Consider the following 16,063-nt stretch of genomic DNA (forward strand, 5'->3'; position numbering starts at 1 on the left):
TTTGCTCATATCACTTTGCATGGGGGTCACGCTCCATCAGATGTGTGGACAACGATGGGCATCTTACCCTCGTCGTCCGCCCCATTGAATCTTCTTCTCCCACGCTGCGCGCGGGAGAAGGGGAATGATGGAGATGGCGGCCGGAACTTGCACCCTTCAAAACTAACTATTTGCCTGCCGCCAGCGTGACATGACGAAGACCGAGACTATCCTTTCATTGCGCAATATCTCGCGCACCTTCGGCAACAAGGCCGCCGTCAAGGACGTCACCCTCGACATAAGAGAGGGCGAGCTCTTCACCATCGTGGGGCCCTCGGGCAGCGGCAAGAGCACGCTGATCCGCATGCTCGCCGGTCTCGAGACGCCGAGCGCCGGCGACATCCTGCTGCGCGGCACGCGCATCAACGACATGCCGGCGAACCGGCGGCCCACTTGCATGGTGTTCCAGTCGCTGGCGCTCTTCAACCACATGACGGTGGGCGAGAATATCGAATTCGCCCTGACCGTCAGGGGCGCCGACCGCAAGGCGCGGCGCGAGCGCGCCCGCGAATTGATGGCGCTGGTGCGCCTGCCGCAGGAATTCTACGGCAAGTCGGTCCTGCGCTGCTCGGGCGGCGAGCGCCAGCGCGTCGCTTTGGCGCGGGCACTCGCTTCCGACCCCGACATCCTCTTCTTCGACGAGCCCTTGTCGGCGATAGACTATCGCCTGCGCAAGATCCTCGAAATGGAAATGAAGGATCTCAACCGCGAGACCGGCAAGACCTTCGTCTATATCACCCACAGCCTGGAAGAGGCGATGGTGATGTCGGACCGCATCGCCGTCATGCGTGACGGCGAGATCGTCCAGCTCGGCGATCCTTTGTCGATCTATAACGCGCCCTCGACCCGCTTCGTCGCCGAGTTCATGGGGCAAGTGAACTTGCTTCCCGTGGCCGTGGACGGCAACGGCAATCGTGTGATCGAGGGCATAGGCGCTCCGGTCGCCCAAGCTTTCCGTGCCGGCCCGTATTCCTCGATCATGCTGCGGCCCGAGCGGCTGCGGCTCCTCGACAAGGGCAGACGCGCCGATGTCGAGTTCGACGCCACATGCTTCAACTTCTACCTCCTCGGCTCGCGCACCCACGTTCATTTGCGCCGCGATGAGCGGACCTTCATCGTCGAATTGTCGCCCGACATGGCCGTGCCGGAGCCGGGGGCCGTGGTGCGGGTCGGATTCGACTGGGCCGATGCGGTCAGCGTCCAGGGTGAGGCGCCATGATGACGCGCGAGCAAAGGACCGGCCTTGCCCTCATGCTGCCGCCGGCATTGCTGCTGGTGGCGGGTTTCCTGCTGCCTTTGCTGTTCGTCCTTTATACGAGCTTCATGCCGCCGCGAACCTTCGGGCTCGCCAGCCCGCCGACGTTCGAGAATTACCTGACGGCGTTCCGCGAAAGCTATTGGCGGCCTTTCGCCTGGTCGATCTTCTTCGCCACCGCGACGACGATCGCGACCGGCCTCATTTCCTGGCCGATCGCCAAAGCGCTGGTCAGGAGCTCGCGGCGCTTCGCCGTCACCGTCTCGGTGCTTATCGCCGTCCCGGTCTTCATCGCCGAAAGCGTACGCCTGTTCGGCGCGCATCTCTTTCTCATGCCGCGCGGCGGCATCCTCGCCGGCACGATCCAATATCTGTTTGGCCTCAATATCGGCAGCGTCCTGTTCACGCCGTTGGCGACGCTGCTCGGGCTGTTCTACATCTATCTGCCCTTCGCGCTCTTCCCCATGGTGCTCGGCCTGTCGCTGGTGCCGCGGGACCAGCTCGAAGCGGCCCAGGATCTGGGCGCCAGTCCCTGGCAGCAGCTTCGCTATATCGAATTGCCGGTGGCCTCGCCCGGCATCATCATCGGCAGCCTTCTGGTCTTCGTCCTGGCGCTCGGCGCCACCACCGAGGCCCATATATTGGGCGGGCAGTCCGCGGTGCCGGTCGTCCACGCCATCGAGCAGCGCTTCAACTATGCGCAGGATTGGCCGCTGGGCTCGGCCCTTGCCACCGTCCTTTGCGTCATCACGGCAGCACTCGTCTTCCCCCTGATCTCCCGGTTGAATATCGACCGGCTGTTCTCGCGGTGAGGAGGGGACGATGAGGCCGGAGCAAGCCGAGAGGGGACGGAAGATCTGGACGGTGGTCGTCCTCGTCCTGCTCTATCTGCCGATCGTCTCGATCATCCTCGCCTCGCTCGCGAACACCCGCTATTTGCGCTTTCCCCACAGCACCTGGACGCTCGAGCCTTATCGCCAGGCCTTGGGGCTCGACCAGACCTACGATCTGCAGATGACGTCGCTCAAGATCGCCGTCTTCGTGGCGCTGCTCTCGGTCATCATCGCCGTTCCGGGCGCGCTCGCTTTCGCCCGCTATGACTGGTCGGGCCGCAAGCTCTATCAAAGGCTGCTCCTGCTGCCGGTGTTCTTCCCGCAATCGGTGCTCGGCCTCGCAGCCCTCGTCACGCTGAGCGCCTTTGGGATCAATCTGAGCTGGAAGACGGCGGTCTTCACCCATGCCGTATGGATCGTGCCCATCGTGACGCTCATCGTCTCGATCCGCGTCTATGGTCTCGACCGCGCCCAGGAGGAGGCGGCCTTCGACCTGGGCGCCAGCCGGCTCCAGGCCTTCTTCCGCATTACCTTGCCGCAGATCCTGCCCGGCCTGTCGTCGGGCGCCTTGTTCGCCTTCCTCCTGTCCTGGAGCAACATGCCGCTCTCGGCCTATACGACGGGCGTCGATACGACATTGCCGGAATGGCTCTATTCGCGCATGGCGACCAATTACGCGCCGATGGTTCCGGCGGTCTCGGTGCTGTCGATCATCGCCAGCATCATCTTCGTGCTGGTCTGGCAGATGGGCCGGGTCGCCGTCACCCGCATGACGGCGAAGATCGCCGGGCGTGATCTCGACTAGCGACATGCCAGGAAAAATTTCAAACGGGCGCAGGCGATCCGCTTCGGGCGGATTCAGGGATTTTCAGGGATTATCAGGGAATTTTGCAAAATCCGAACCCGGCCTAATTACATCAATGAGTTAACGCCTCGAAGCAGGGAATTTTCTGCGCTGAAACGGGAGGAGGCCTTACGGGACCTTCTCAGAATATCCTCCTTCAGCTTGTGCTAATACTCGGAACGGAAGCGCGGATCGGACATCGGTTACGCAGTTGCCGATGCTGATAAATCCCAACGCACGCTTTGGCCCGCAAAGTCAAGATCTCTTATCGCGCTTAGCCGCCCGGTTGACTTGCCATTTTGTGCGCAGCTATGGAGAAGCCCATGAAGCAGGCATCCGGTGTCGACGCATCTCCACCGCTGAGCAATCCCGGACTCGCGCTCGGGCTTTCGCTGGATGAAGGCTCGAATGCCGTCAGGCTTCAGAAAATCCGCGAGATCATCAGCCTGGTGAATGCCGGAAGCGATGTCGGCGCGATCTTCGAGCGCATCGTCTTTGCCGTCTGCCATCACACGATCTGGAACTATAGCGGCATCATGGCCGTCGATCGCACGATCGGCTACTCCGTCCTGGTTTCGACCTATGGGCTGGAGCCCGCCGGCCGCAATGGCCTGGCACAGCAATGGGAACTTGCCACGAGCCCGTGCCTGAAGGTCGTATCGACCAAGCAGCCGGTCGTTATCGAAGACGCCCAGATCAGCGAGGAATATCCCGGCTACCGGGCCGATTCACGCGCGCGCGGCTATCACACGGTGGTCCTGCTGCCGCTCGGCTGCACCGACATGCAGGGCCGCGAAATGGTTCTCGACGTGAATTCCGAGAAATGCGTGACGGTGGCCCCCGATGAGCTCGACTTCCTGGTCACCATCAGCCATCTGGCCGGGCTTGCCGTCGACAAGGGCAAGTCCTTGCACAATGAGCGGGCTTTGAGCAGCAGGCTGGAGCGGGTGCTGGAAATCAATTCGAGCCTCCTCGACCGCGTCCTGCACGGCAATTCGATGGAGATCATCGCCGGCATGGTGGAAACCATCCTGCCGGACCCGATTGTGATCGTGGATCTCACGGCCGACAGTTTTCACGTCACCTTGTCGCCCGATGTGATGAATTTCGGTGATCGCGAATGGGCCGAATTCGTGCGCGGCCCGGCGGCACGCCAGCTCATCCAGATGATGCTGCAGACCAAGCCCTCCGACTTCCGCGAGATGAAGCGCATAAGCCTTGCGACGCCGGACAAATCCTTCGAAAGCGACGCCTATGTCGAGCCCTTGCTGATCGATGGCGAGACGGTCGGCGGCATCATCGTATTTCCGCGGGCAAGGGGGCTCGACAAGCTCGATTTCCTGGTCGCCATGGAGGTCAAGTTCGCCTTGAGCGTCCAGCTGATGCGGGCGCATATCCAGCAGCAGTCGCATGACTATCAGACGACCGAACTGTTCACGCGCCTCTTCGAGGGCGGCTGGCAGAAGGACGAGCAGATCCACAATCGCGCCGCGCGCCTGGGGCTCGATCTATCGGTCCCGGCACAGCTTCTCATCGTCGATATCAGGGGCGGCTCGCCCCATTCCGCCCGGCACAAGCCCTATCCGGCGCCGAGGACCTTCAAGCGCTCGCTCAATCAGTCATTCCCCAATGCGGTGCTGGTCTATCATGCCGGCGCATTGGTCGTTTATCTCCCCAATCCGCCGGCGGACGGGAATGCGCGCGTCATCACGGCGGGCCGGCAACTGATCGATGCGGTAAAATGGTACTTCGAAGTCGACCCGGTCTTCACGCTCAGTCCTGTCTGCGCGCGCCTCGAGGATTATCAATCGGCGCGCGACCATTGCGGAAGGCTGTTGTCGCTGGGGAGGATTTTTGGCCGGCGGGGCCTCGTGTCCCAGCAGGATTTTGGCCCCTTCGCCGTGTTGCTGTCCGGGTTGGACCAGCATGTCGCCACGACATTCATCGATCAGACCCTTGGCCAGATCGAAACCTATGACAAGGACAACAAGACCCAGCTGATGCAGACGGCGGAAGCCTTCATCGATCGCGGCTGCCGCTATCAGGCGACGGCCGAGCTCCTGAAAATCCACGTCTCTACTTTGCGCTACAGGATGGATCGGTTGAAGGAGCTGTTCGGCCTCGATCTGGAGAGCGAGGACAGCCGCTTTTCCGTCTCTCTTGCACTGAGGCTCAGGGCCCTGCTGATCAAAATGTCGGGTAAGTAGTTCGGCCGCATCTCTTGACGTCCCTCATGCTGAGGTGCCCGGCGAAGCCGGGCCTCGAAGCATCCTTCAGGATAGAGCGAGACTGCTGCACTAAGCCTTCGAGGCTCCCCCGGCTCAAGGCCGGGGTCGCACCTCAGGCTGAGGGTAATGACCTTCCATCGATTTCTACGAAGGAAAGACCGCCTCTTCCTCTGATTCATCGCAAGAAGGAGGGCGGCAACCCCGTTATCGTCCAACGAAACTTGGAAACAGGGTTGCCGTGGACAGATCGGTTGTCGACAAGCTGGCGCTCCGACGCGCGTTCGGGAACTTCGTCACCGGAGTTACGATCGTGACGGCCATGGATGAGGTCGGAAGGCCGCGCGGGCTGACGGTCAATTCCTTCACCTCCGTTTCCCTCGATCCGCCGCTGGTGCTCGTCTGCATCGCCGAGACGGCGCAGAGCTGCGACGCCTTTCGCCGATGCAGCGGCTTTTCGGTCAATGTGCTGCACGAAGACCAGCGCCGGTATTCGGACATATTCGCCAGCAAATCCCCGGACAAGTTCGAAAGGGTCGAGTGGTCCTCCGGTTTCACCGGTGCGCCGCGGATCGCGGGCAGCCTGGCCGCTTTCGACTGCATTGTGCATGAGCGCATCGAGGCCGGCGATCACATCATCCTGATCGGCAGGGTCGCCTGCTTCGAGAGCTGTGCCGGGCGCCCGCTGGTCTATGGTCAGGGCAGCTATATATCGGTCAGCGTCCAGCAGGCTGCCGTCGCGCGGCCACCGGGCCATAATGTCATTGTCAGCTGCGTCGCCGACTATGAAGGGCGCGTCCTGCTCCATCGCACGCAATATGGCGCCTGGCGGCTTCCGGAGGCGGTTCAGACGGGTGCGAGCAGTGGTGAGCTCGTGACGCTCAACGACGCGCTCAAGAACATGGGCGCCAAGGTTGAAATCACCTTTCTCTATTCGGTCTTCGAGATCGCCGGCGAAAACGGTGTGGCGATCGTCTATCGCGGCACCTTGAACAAACCGGTCGAGGAATCGAAGCAGGTCCGCCTGTGCTCGGAGGCGGAAGTTCCCTGGGACGAGCTCGAGCCCAGGGAATGCCAGGCATTGCTCAAGCGCTTCTTCCGCGACCGCAAGCTCGATCAATTCAGCATCTATAGCGACGTCCTCAATGAGCCGCGGGTTGCGCGGCTCGAGCAGGATCCGCCGCGAAACTGGGACTCCTACACCGCACAATTCGACGATGGATCAGGAACATGAAGACGACAGTAGAGAATATCGCCGGCAAACGGACGGAGCATTACATCGGCGGCGAGTGGGTGGCGCCGCATTCGGCCCGCTATCTCGACAGCTATGATCCGGCCACCGGCAAGGTCTGGTACCAGGCGGCCGACGGCGATGAGAAGGACATCGACGCCGCGGTCAAGGCGGCCCAGGCGGCGCTTGTCGATCCGGCCTGGCGGCGGATCACCCAGACCGAGCGTGGTGTCCTGATGCGCCGTCTCGCCGAGCTCATCGCCAAGAACGCCGAGCAGATCGGCCGGCTCGAGACCCGCGACAATGGCAAGCTGCTCAAGGAAATGCGGGCGCAGGCACAGGCGATGCCCGACAGCTATCAGTATTTTGCCGGCATGGCCGACAAGATCGAGGGATCGGTCGTCCCGGTCAACAAGCTCGACATACTGAATTTCACCACACGCGAGCCGATCGGCGTCGTCGGCATCATCGTGCCGTGGAATTCGCCCCTGATGCTGCTCACCAGCACGCTGGCGCCGTCATTGGCGATCGGCAACACGGTGGTCGTCAAGCCTTCCGAGCATACATCGGCTTCGGCCCTGGCGCTTGCCGAGCTCATCGAAGAGGCAGGTTTCCCGGCGGGCGTCTACAATGTGGTCACGGGCTATGGCCACACGGCGGGAGACGCGCTGACCAAGCATCGTGGCGTCGCCAAGATCGCCTTCACCGGCGGCACGGTGACGGGGCGCAAGGTGGCGATGAACGCCGCAAGCCACCTGGCGCAATCGACGCTGGAGCTCGGCGGCAAGTCGCCTCATGTGGTCTTTGCCGATGCCGATCCGGATCGCGCCGCAACCGGTGTCGTGTCCGGCATATTCGCGGCCGCCGGACAGACCTGCATCGCGGGATCGCGCTGCTTCGTCCATGAGGACATTCATGACGAGATCGTCGATCGCCTGATCGATCGCGCCAAGAAGATCACGATCGGCGATCCGGAAGCCGAGGAAACCGAGCTCGGCCCGCTTGCGCTCAAGGCGCAGCTCGAAAAGGTGGCCCAGTATGTGGGCTTCGGATCGGCCGATGGCGCGGCGATCGCCTTCGGCGGCAACCCGCCGCCGCGTCCCGACCTCGCGGGCGGCTGGTATTTCGAGCCGACCATCTTCACCGATGTGAAGAACGACATGCGCATCGCGCGCGACGAGATCTTCGGCCCGGTGCTGGCGATCATGAAATTCCGGTCCGAAGACGAGCTGATGCATCTGGCCAACGACACGGATTATGGCCTCGCCGCCGGCATCTGGACGAAAGACATCGACAGGGCGCTGCGCTTCGCCAGGGAGGTCGATGCCGGCACGGTGTGGATCAATACCTACCGCTCCGCCTCCTACATGTCCCCTTCGGGCGGTTTCAAGAATAGCGGCTACGGCAAGCTCGGCGGTTTCGAAGCCATCCGGACACTCTCGCGCCTGAAGAGCGTCGTAGTCGACTACTCCGGCAAGACTCACGACCCCTTCGTCATGCGGCTCAAATAAGTTCTCGGGAGGAACCAGTGAAGTTCGCCATTGCCGTCAATATGCATCGCGTCGACCCGCAAGAGGACATGCGGGAGATCGCCGAGCAGACGCTGAAGCTTGTTCAAATCGCGGAGCAGGGCGGCTTCGAAGTCGCCTTCGCCGCCGAGCATCATACGATCGAGCTGACGGTCGCGCCCAATCCCTTCCTGCAGCTCACCCAATGGGCGCTCAACACCAGCAAGATCAGGCTGGGGACGGCGACGATCGTGGCGCCCTACTGGCACCCCATCCGCCTCGCCGGCGAAGCAGCGCTCCTCGACGTGCTGAGCGGCGGCCGGCTGGAACTCGGCATCGCTCGCGGCGCCTTCCAATACGAATTCGACCGCATGGCGGGCGGCATCCAGCAGCAAGGCGGCATCGCTTATCTGAAGGAGATACTTCCGGTCGTCAAAAAGCTGTGGGCAGGCGATTACGCCCATCAGGGCGAACTCTGGCAGTTCCCCACCTCGACCTCGGTGCCGAAGCCGATCCAGCACCCGCATCCGCCCATATGGGTGGCGGCGCGCGATCCCGGAACCTATGACTGGGCGATCAAGAACGGCGCCCACATCATGTCGACGCCTCTGTCGCGCCCGCCGGCCGAGATAAAGATCCTGTCGGACAAGTTCCACAAATCGCTGGCCGACAATCCCAGCATCAAACGGCCGCGCTTCATGATGATGCGGGCGGCCTTCGTCTATGAGCGCCGCGAGGAATGGCGCCGCCCGGTCGACGCCGCGATCCTCGACGGACGGCATTTCGAGAATCTCTTCCAGACGAACGGCGTCGTGCGCAACGGCTTCACCCAGCCGATCGACATGTCACAGATTTCGAACAGCGCTGCCTATGACTCGGCGCAGCTGCATGAGAGCCTGCTGTTCGGAACGCCGGATGAAGTGATCGAGAAGCTGCGGCTCTATGAGGACGCGAAGGTCGATCTCTTCTGCTACGGGGCCAATCTCGGTCTGCCCTGGGCTGAGACCGCACGCTCGCTCGAGCTTTTCATTGAACGAGTGATGCCTGCCTTTGACGAACGGCGCCCGGAGAAGACGCCTCGCCAGGCAACCGCCTGATCGACGACTAACAATAGCAAGCAACATACAAGGAGGAGACTATGCCTGAACAATCGAAAAGAACTGATGGACCTGCTCGCCGGCAAGAAGCTTTCCCGGCGCGATATGCTGGCCTTGGGCGGCAGTGCCGCTCTGGCGGCGGGCCTGGCAGGCATTTCGCCCAAGGCCCGGGCGGCGGGAAAATTCGACGGCAAGTCCGTCGTCTTCGCCAGCTGGGGCGGTGCCTATCAGGATGCGCAGAAGGTCTGCTACTGCGATCCCTTTGCCCAGAAGACCGGCGCCAATGTCGTCCAGGACGGGCCGATGGACGAAGCGAAGTTCCGCGCCATGGTCGAAGCCGGAGATTCGGTGTGGGATGTCGGCGACATCACCCACGAGTTCCTATTCAACGGCATCAAGAATAACCTGTTCGAGAAGCTCGACCTGACCAAGATCAATGTCGCGCGGGTCGATGAGCGCTATCGCAACGAATACGGCATCGGCGACATCGTCTGGTCCTACAATATCGGCTACAGCACCAAGACCTTCAAGGACGGGACCCATCCCAAGTCCTGGGCCGAGGTGTTCGATCTGGCCAAATTCCCCGGGACCCGGACGCTGCCGGGCAACTCGCCGAACGCGACACTCGAGGTCGCGGCCCTGGCCGACGGCGTTCCGGTGGACAAGCTCTATGAGGTCCTCGCCACCGATGAGGGCATCGACCGGGCGCTCAAGAAGCTCAGCTCGATCAAGGACAAGCTCATCCTGTGGGATACGAACTCGCAGTCGCAGCAGCTCTTCATCGACGGCGAGGTGACCTGCGGCATGATCCTGAACGGCCGCGCCTATGACGCGGCCCAGAAGGGCGGCCAGATCGCGGTCGACTGGAACCAGAATATACAGTCGATCGACTATCTGGTGATTCCGCGCGGCGCCAAGAATATCGAGACCGCCCTTGGCCTGATCGACGAGATGACGGTCGCCGAGAACCAGGCGAAGCTTGCCAACATGATTGCCTACTCGCCGACCAACAAGGAGGCCTTTGCCACGATCGATCAGAAGATCGTGCCGTGGCTCGCCACCAGCCCGGAGAATGCCGCCAAGGGCTTTGTCATCGACGGGGCTTTCTGGGAGAAGAACCTGGAGAAAATCTCCGAGCGCTGGGAAGAGTGGAAACTGTCCTAGACCCGCAAGGGCATGCCGGAGAGATAGCTATGCGGATTGGATATGCTTGGCTGATTGTTCCGGCATGCCTTTTGCTGGGCGTGTTTTTCGTCTGGCCGGTGTTCTGGCTGCTGCTGAAGAGCGTGACCTTCCCGAGCCCGAGCATTGCGAACTTCGTGGCACTGGTCGAGCGGCCGGTCTATTTGCGCGTCCTGTGGAACACGATCGTCATCAGCGCCAGCACGGCCGTCCTGTGCGCGCTGATCGGCTATCCGCTGGCCTACACCATGGCGAATACCGGCGCCCGTGCGCGCCGCCTGCTGATCTTCATCGTTCTCATTCCATTCTGGACGAGCCTGCTCGTCAGGTCGTTCGCCTGGATGGTGCTGCTGCAGAAGCAGGGCCTGGTCAATCAGAGCCTGGTCAGCTTCGGCATCATCGCCGAGCCGGTCGCGCTCATCTTCAACCGTTTCGGCGTGCTGACCGGAATGGTCCAGGTGCTTCTGCCTTTCATGGTCTTTCCGCTTTATTCCGTCATGACCCGCATCGACAAAAGTCTTCCATCGGCGGCGGCAACTCTCGGCGCACCGCCGGTGCGCAATTTTCTCCGGGTCTATTTGCCATTGACTTTGCCGGGCCTCGTGACCGGCACCATGCTGGTCTTCATCAGTGCGCTTGGCTACTACGTGACGCCGGCGCTCCTCGGCGGCCCCGGCGACACGATGATCGCCCAGCTCATCCAGCAGCAGATCGGCAATATGGGGAACTGGGGCCTGGCCGGCGCCCTCGCCGTCGTGCTCCTCGTCGGCACCTGCATCTGTCTCGCTGTCGTCCAGCGCTTCGTCAGCGTGCGATCGGTGATGGGGAGGTAGCCATGCATATGAGCTCGAGCGGCGGCACAGGCATATGGTGGCGATGGGGCAGGCTCCTGATGTGCGGGCTTGCGGTCGTCTATGTCATCGCGCCCCTGGTCATCGTCGTCATCCTCTCCTTCAGCTCGGCACCCTTCCTCACCTTTCCGCCGCCCGGGCTCTCGCTGCAATGGTATGAAAGCCTGTTCGGCAATCCGGTGTGGTATGGCTCGCTGCTGACCAGCATCAAGATCCTGATCCCGACCGCCATCCTGGCGACGGTCATCGGCACGGCGGCAGCCTTCGGCATGTCGCGCTCCGAATTCAGGGGCAAGTCAATCATTGCCGGCCTCATCATGTCGCCGATCATCGTGCCGGTCATCATCACGGCGGTCGGCATGTTCGGCGCCTTTCGCTCCCTCGGGCTCTTCGGCACGCTCGCCGGGCTGATCGCCGCTCATACGGTGCTGACGGTTCCCTTCGTCTTCGCAACCGTCTCGGGCGCGCTTTCGGTGATCGATCAGCGATTGGAAGGAGCCGCCGCCACACTTGGCGCCACACCCTGGGTGAGCTTCAGGCGCGTGACCTTGCCGCTCATCCTGCCGGGTATCCTGTCCGGACTTCTGTTCGCGGTGGTCATCTCATTCGACGAGCTGGTGGTTTCGATGTTCATAAGCACGCCGGCGGTGCGTCCGATCACCGTCCAGATGTGGTCGAATGTCCGTGGCGCCGTCGATCCGACGATTGCCGCCGTCGCTTCGATCCTGCTGCTCTTTTGCCTCTCCGCCCTGGTGGCGCAGTTCATGATTGATCGCGGGGGCGATCGGAGGGTTGACCGCTGATGAAGAACACCACTGACGGCTGCAAGACGCCGACATTGAGCCAGTCCTCGCCGCTCGTCCTCAAGGACGTCCGCAAGACCTATGGCGATATCGTCGCCGTGGAGCGGGTCGATCTCGAATTGCGCGAAGGCGAGTTCCTCACCTTCCTCGGACCTTCGGGATCGGGAAAGACGACGACTCTCGCCATGGTGGCGGGGCTGCAGAATCCGTCCTCGGGCTCGATATACCTGAACGGCGAGCCGCTCGATCCGCTGCCGCCCTATCGCCGGAATATCGGCATGGTGTTCCAGCATTATGCGCTCTTTCCCCATATGACGGTGGCCGGCAATGTCGCCTTCCCGCTGGAAATGCGAAAACTTCCAGGATCGGAGGTCAAGAGGCGAGTCGGCGAGGCCCTGGAGCTTGTCGGCCTGCCGGAGATGGCCAAGCGCTTTCCGGCGGAATTGTCGGGCGGCCAGCAGCAGCGCGTGGCGCTCGCCCGCGCGATCGTCTTCAAGCCGCCATTGCTGCTGATGGACGAGCCCCTGGGCGCGCTCGACCGCAAGCTCCGCGAGCAGATGCAACTCGAGATCACGCGGCTGCATCGCGAGCTGAAAACCTCCATCCTTTATGTCACGCATGATCAGGAAGAGGCGCTGGTCATGAGCGATCGGATCGCCGTCTTCAACAAGGGGCTCATCGAGCAGATCGGGTCGGCGCACGAGCTCTATGAAAAGCCCACCACCCAGTTCGTCGCCGGTTTCCTGGGCGATTCCAATTTCTTCGGCGCGACCGTCAGGGAAGTGCGCGGCGACTGCTGCCTGCTCGACAGCCAGAACGGACCACTCAGGGCTTCGAATACCAGCCGCCTGAAAGCCGGCGACAGGGCGGTCGTCGCGGTGCGCCCGGAGCGGATCAGCTTCTTCGCCAATGGTCATAATGGCGTGGCGCACAACACGCTCAAGGGCAAGGTCACGGACATTATCTATCTCGGACAATCCAGCAAATATGTCCTGAAGATGCCGGACGGCACCGAGATCCGTGCCTTGCAGCAGGCGCAGACGGAAGGTGGGCACAAGGTGTCACTCGGCGATGAAGTGTCGGTCATGTGGCATGAATCACAGGCCAATGCCCTGGCCGAGAAGCAACGCGATTGAGTTGGAGGGTGATGTGAACAAGGTGACGGACTTTGCCGAGGTCGGATCTGTGCGCCTGCGCTACAGCGTGAGCGGGGCAGGACCCGATTTGCTATTGATCCATGGCGTCGGCAGCGAGCATGAGGATTGGGACGGCGTCGTCGCGGCACTCAAGTCGAGTTACCGCACCATCGCCTTCGACCTGAGAGGGCACGGGGAATCGAGCAAGCCCGCAGGCCCTTACGCGCTGGATGATTTCGTCATGGATGCACGGGGCCTCCTCGACAAGCTTGGCGTCGAGCGCTGCCACCTTGCCGGATTTTCGCTGGGTGGTCTGGTCGCTCAAGGCTTCGCGCTGTCCTACCCTGAGCGCCTTCACAGCGTCATCCTCTTGTCGACGGTGGCGGGCCGCACCGAGGACGAGAAGCGACGGGTGCGCGAGCGGCTGGCGATCGTCGCCGACGGGATACCGGGCCAGCATTTCGAGAATTCGGTCGCCCGCTGGTTCACCGATGAGTTCCGCGCCCGCAATCCGCGGCTCATCGCGGAACTGAACGAGCGCAGCAAGCAGAACGACCCCAAAGCCTATGCTGCGGCCTACCGCGTGCTGGCCGAGAGCGATCTGGCCGACCGTCTGCCCGATATCCGCCTGCCCACCCTGGTGGCGACCGGCGAAGACGATATCGGCTCCAACACGCGCATGGCGAGGCTCATGGCGGAGCGCATTCCGGCAGCGCGGCTCCATATCTTCCCCAGGATGCGGCATTCCATTCTCACCGAATGCCCTGAAGACGTCGCCTGCGTCATGAGCGGCTTCCTAGAAGGTGTCGAAGGGAGGCAGATGACCCATGGACAATGAGCGCTACGAAGCGGGCCTGAAGGTCAGGAAGGCGGTACTCGGCGACGCCTATGTCGATAAGGCCATCAACAATGCGACGGATTTCAACCGGCCGTTCCAGGAACTGGTCACGGAATTCTGCTGGGGCACCTGCTGGACCGACGAGGCGCTGTCGCGCCAGCAGCGCAGCCTCCTCAACCTCGGCATGCTCGCGGCCTCGGGCCGGATGGAGGAGTTCGAGCTGCACTTCGCCGGGGCCCTGCGCAACGGCCTGACCGTGGAAGAGCTGCGCGCGGCGCTCATCCAGATCGCCGTCTATTGCGGCATTCCGGCCGGCGTCGAATGTTTCCGCATCGCGCGCCGGGTGATGGCGGCCGAGGCCGCGGAAAGCCCGAAGCCCGCATGATCATCGAGGAGCGAATCTACAAGATCCGCACCGATCAATTGCGGACCTATCTTGAGCTCGTGCGCGAGGAGGGGCTTGCCATCCAGGCGCCGATCCTGGGCGGCCTCGTCGGTTATTTCGTGACCGAGATCGGCCCGCTCTCGCATGTGGTGATCCTGTGGCGATATGCGGATCTGGAGGATCGCGCCCGGCGCCGCGCCCGCCTGGCCGAAACGCCCGCATGGCAGGAGTTCACCAAGCGGCTCTCGCCCACGATCGAAACGATGGAGAACAGGATCCTCCTGCCCACGGACTTTTCGCCCATGCGGTAGGCGTCCGGAACGGATGCACGTTCACAACCGAGTAAAACCAGGAATCAAAATGACATTGAACATTCGCAAGGTCGTCACCCATAGCGAGGAAACCTTCATCGAGGGCGGCAAGGCTGGAAAGCCCGTGCTGATGGCGGGCATCGCCGCGGTCGTGAGCAATCCCTGGCATGGCGCATTCAAGTCGGAGCTGAAGCAGGATATCTCCGCCTTTGCGCCGCAGCTGGTGGAGACGCTGGTCGATCCTCTCATCCGTCTCTGCGGCGGCAAAGAGAGTGTGGAAGCTTATGGCAAGGCCGCGGTCGTCGGCACGGGGGGCGAGATCGAGCACGCTTCCGCTTTGATCCACACGCTCAGATTCGGCAACCCCTTTCGTGAGGCCGCCGGCGGAACGGCCTATCTGAGCTTCACCAATATTCGTGGGCCCGCCGGCAGCGCGATCATGATCCCCATGACCCATAAGACGGATACGGGATTGCGGTCGCATTACATAACGCTGCATTTCACGATCACCGACGCGCCGTGCGAGAACGAGATCGTCGTGGCAATCGGCGCCGCGACCGGCGGGCGGATGCATCCCCGGATCGGCAATCGTTACGAAGACATGGCGGAAATGGGGATCAAGCAGCCGGCCTGAGGCGGAGCAGCGTCCGCGCTTCGCTCGGGCTCGCCGGGTGGCGGTCATATTGACCGCAGAGCTCGGCGACGCGCCCGACCAGCTCGGCATTGCTGGCGGCAAGGCGCGAGCCATCATAGCGCACATTGTCTTCGAGCCCGGTGCGGCAATGGCCGTTGAGCTTGAGGGCCCAGTGATTGAGCTCGAGCTGATGCCGGCCGATGCCGGCGGCGGCCCAGGTCGCCTCCGGCATGAGGCGTTTCAGCTCCGCCACCTGGAATTCCAGCACTTGCCAGACCGCCGGCATGCAGTTCTTGATGCCGAAGACGAATTGCACATGCAGGGGCTTCGGGATCATCCCCTCATCGGCGAGCCGCAGCGCCTGGTAGAGCATGGAGAGATCGAACACCTCGATCTCGGGCTTGATCGCATAGGTCTTCATCTGCTCCGCCAGATGAAGGATGAGATCAGGCGGGTTCATATAGATGATCGAGGGGAAGTTGCAGGAGCCCGTCGCGAGCGAGGCCATGTCGGGCCGCAAATGCAGCATGCCGCCGCGCTCGAGGCCGTTACCGGAGCGCCCGCCGGTCGAGAATTGGATGATCATCCCCGGGCAGTGCCTGGCGATGCCGGCCTGGACCTGCGCGAAACGCTCAGGGTTCGAGGTCGGCGTCTGGTCGTCATTCCTGACATGCAAATGGACGAGCGCTGCCCCCGCTTCATAGGCGGCATGGGTGGATTCGACCTGCTCCGCAATGCTGATGGGAACGGCCGGATTGTTCTCCTTGCGCGGCAGCGACCCGGTGATCGCGACGGAGATGATGCAGGGCGAAGACATTGGTTGCTCTGTCTTGTTTAGAACAATTATGCGTTATACGAACATATTGGGAAGGATGACAAGTCAGACGATTG

At 62.3% G+C, this 16,063-nt stretch carries 16 protein-coding genes; 15 read left to right on the top strand and 1 reads right to left on the bottom strand.

The features are described from left to right. Positions 1 to 190: 190 nt before the first annotated feature. From DS839_RS30605 to DS839_RS30675, 15 genes are all read left to right on the top strand, one after another. Positions 191 to 1,258 carry an ABC transporter ATP-binding protein gene (locus DS839_RS30605; protein WP_119274338.1) on the top strand — a complete coding sequence of 356 codons (1,068 nt, stop codon included), beginning with the start codon at positions 191 to 193 and terminating at the stop codon, positions 1,256 to 1,258. Further along, positions 1,255 to 2,106, top strand: a complete 852-nt coding sequence (locus DS839_RS30610; RefSeq protein ID WP_119274339.1) for an ABC transporter permease — start codon at positions 1,255 to 1,257, stop codon at positions 2,104 to 2,106. Before DS839_RS30605 ends, DS839_RS30610 begins: the two co-directional genes overlap by 4 nt. A 10-nt stretch (positions 2,107 to 2,116) precedes the next feature. After that, positions 2,117 to 2,932, top strand: coding sequence for an ABC transporter permease (locus tag DS839_RS30615; RefSeq protein WP_119274340.1), 816 nt, complete (start codon positions 2,117 to 2,119; stop codon positions 2,930 to 2,932). Between the two features lie 362 nt (positions 2,933 to 3,294). Then, positions 3,295 to 5,178, top strand: coding sequence for a helix-turn-helix domain-containing protein (locus DS839_RS30620; RefSeq protein WP_162918912.1), 1,884 nt, complete (start codon positions 3,295 to 3,297; stop codon positions 5,176 to 5,178). Positions 5,179 to 5,437: 259 nt separating this feature from the next. Beyond that, complete coding sequence (locus tag DS839_RS30625) at positions 5,438 to 6,430, top strand: flavin reductase (RefSeq protein ID WP_119274342.1); 993 nt, start codon at positions 5,438 to 5,440, stop codon at positions 6,428 to 6,430. Then, complete coding sequence (locus tag DS839_RS30630; RefSeq protein ID WP_119274343.1) at positions 6,427 to 7,938, top strand: aldehyde dehydrogenase; 1,512 nt, start codon at positions 6,427 to 6,429, stop codon at positions 7,936 to 7,938. The genes DS839_RS30625 and DS839_RS30630 overlap by 4 nt, the downstream gene beginning before the upstream one ends. A gap of 17 nt (positions 7,939 to 7,955) precedes the next feature. After that, on the top strand, positions 7,956 to 9,032 hold the full coding sequence (locus DS839_RS30635; protein ID WP_119274344.1) for an LLM class flavin-dependent oxidoreductase: 1,077 nt from the start codon (positions 7,956 to 7,958) through the stop codon (positions 9,030 to 9,032). Positions 9,033 to 9,098: 66 nt separating this feature from the next. Further along, positions 9,099 to 10,196 (top strand): ABC transporter substrate-binding protein, encoded by a 1,098-nt coding sequence (locus DS839_RS30640; protein ID WP_119274345.1) that lies wholly within the window; start codon positions 9,099 to 9,101, stop codon positions 10,194 to 10,196. 29 nt (positions 10,197 to 10,225) lie between these two features. Then, the gene (locus DS839_RS30645; protein WP_119274346.1) at positions 10,226 to 11,047 is read left to right on the top strand and encodes an ABC transporter permease; all 822 of its coding nucleotides are present in this window, start codon (positions 10,226 to 10,228) and stop codon (positions 11,045 to 11,047) included. 2 nt (positions 11,048 to 11,049) lie between these two features. Further along, positions 11,050 to 11,868 carry an ABC transporter permease gene (locus DS839_RS30650; RefSeq protein ID WP_119274347.1) on the top strand — a complete coding sequence of 273 codons (819 nt, stop codon included), beginning with the start codon at positions 11,050 to 11,052 and terminating at the stop codon, positions 11,866 to 11,868. After that, positions 11,868 to 13,004 carry an ABC transporter ATP-binding protein gene (locus tag DS839_RS30655; protein ID WP_119274348.1) on the top strand — a complete coding sequence of 379 codons (1,137 nt, stop codon included), beginning with the start codon at positions 11,868 to 11,870 and terminating at the stop codon, positions 13,002 to 13,004. The genes DS839_RS30650 and DS839_RS30655 overlap by 1 nt, the downstream gene beginning before the upstream one ends. A gap of 13 nt (positions 13,005 to 13,017) precedes the next feature. After that, positions 13,018 to 13,842, top strand: a complete 825-nt coding sequence (locus tag DS839_RS30660) for an alpha/beta fold hydrolase (RefSeq protein ID WP_368912016.1) — start codon at positions 13,018 to 13,020, stop codon at positions 13,840 to 13,842. Then, positions 13,832 to 14,227: a carboxymuconolactone decarboxylase family protein gene (locus tag DS839_RS30665; RefSeq protein WP_119274350.1), complete on the top strand. Its 396-nt coding sequence runs from the start codon at positions 13,832 to 13,834 to the stop codon at positions 14,225 to 14,227. Before DS839_RS30660 ends, DS839_RS30665 begins: the two co-directional genes overlap by 11 nt. Beyond that, positions 14,224 to 14,538, top strand: a complete 315-nt coding sequence (locus tag DS839_RS30670; protein WP_119274351.1) for an NIPSNAP family protein — start codon at positions 14,224 to 14,226, stop codon at positions 14,536 to 14,538. Before DS839_RS30665 ends, DS839_RS30670 begins: the two co-directional genes overlap by 4 nt. Positions 14,539 to 14,587: 49 nt before the next feature. After that, positions 14,588 to 15,172, top strand: a complete 585-nt coding sequence (locus DS839_RS30675; RefSeq protein WP_119274352.1) for an amino acid synthesis family protein — start codon at positions 14,588 to 14,590, stop codon at positions 15,170 to 15,172. On the opposite strand, the gene DS839_RS30680 is transcribed toward DS839_RS30675, so the two are convergent. Beyond that, entirely contained in the window at positions 15,156 to 15,989 is an 834-nt protein-coding gene (locus DS839_RS30680; RefSeq protein WP_119274353.1) for a 3-oxoadipate:acetyl-CoA acetyltransferase, read from the bottom strand. The genes DS839_RS30675 and DS839_RS30680 overlap by 17 nt on opposite strands. Positions 15,990 to 16,063 lie beyond the last annotated feature (74 nt).

This window comes from Taklimakanibacter deserti (assembly GCA_003574785.1).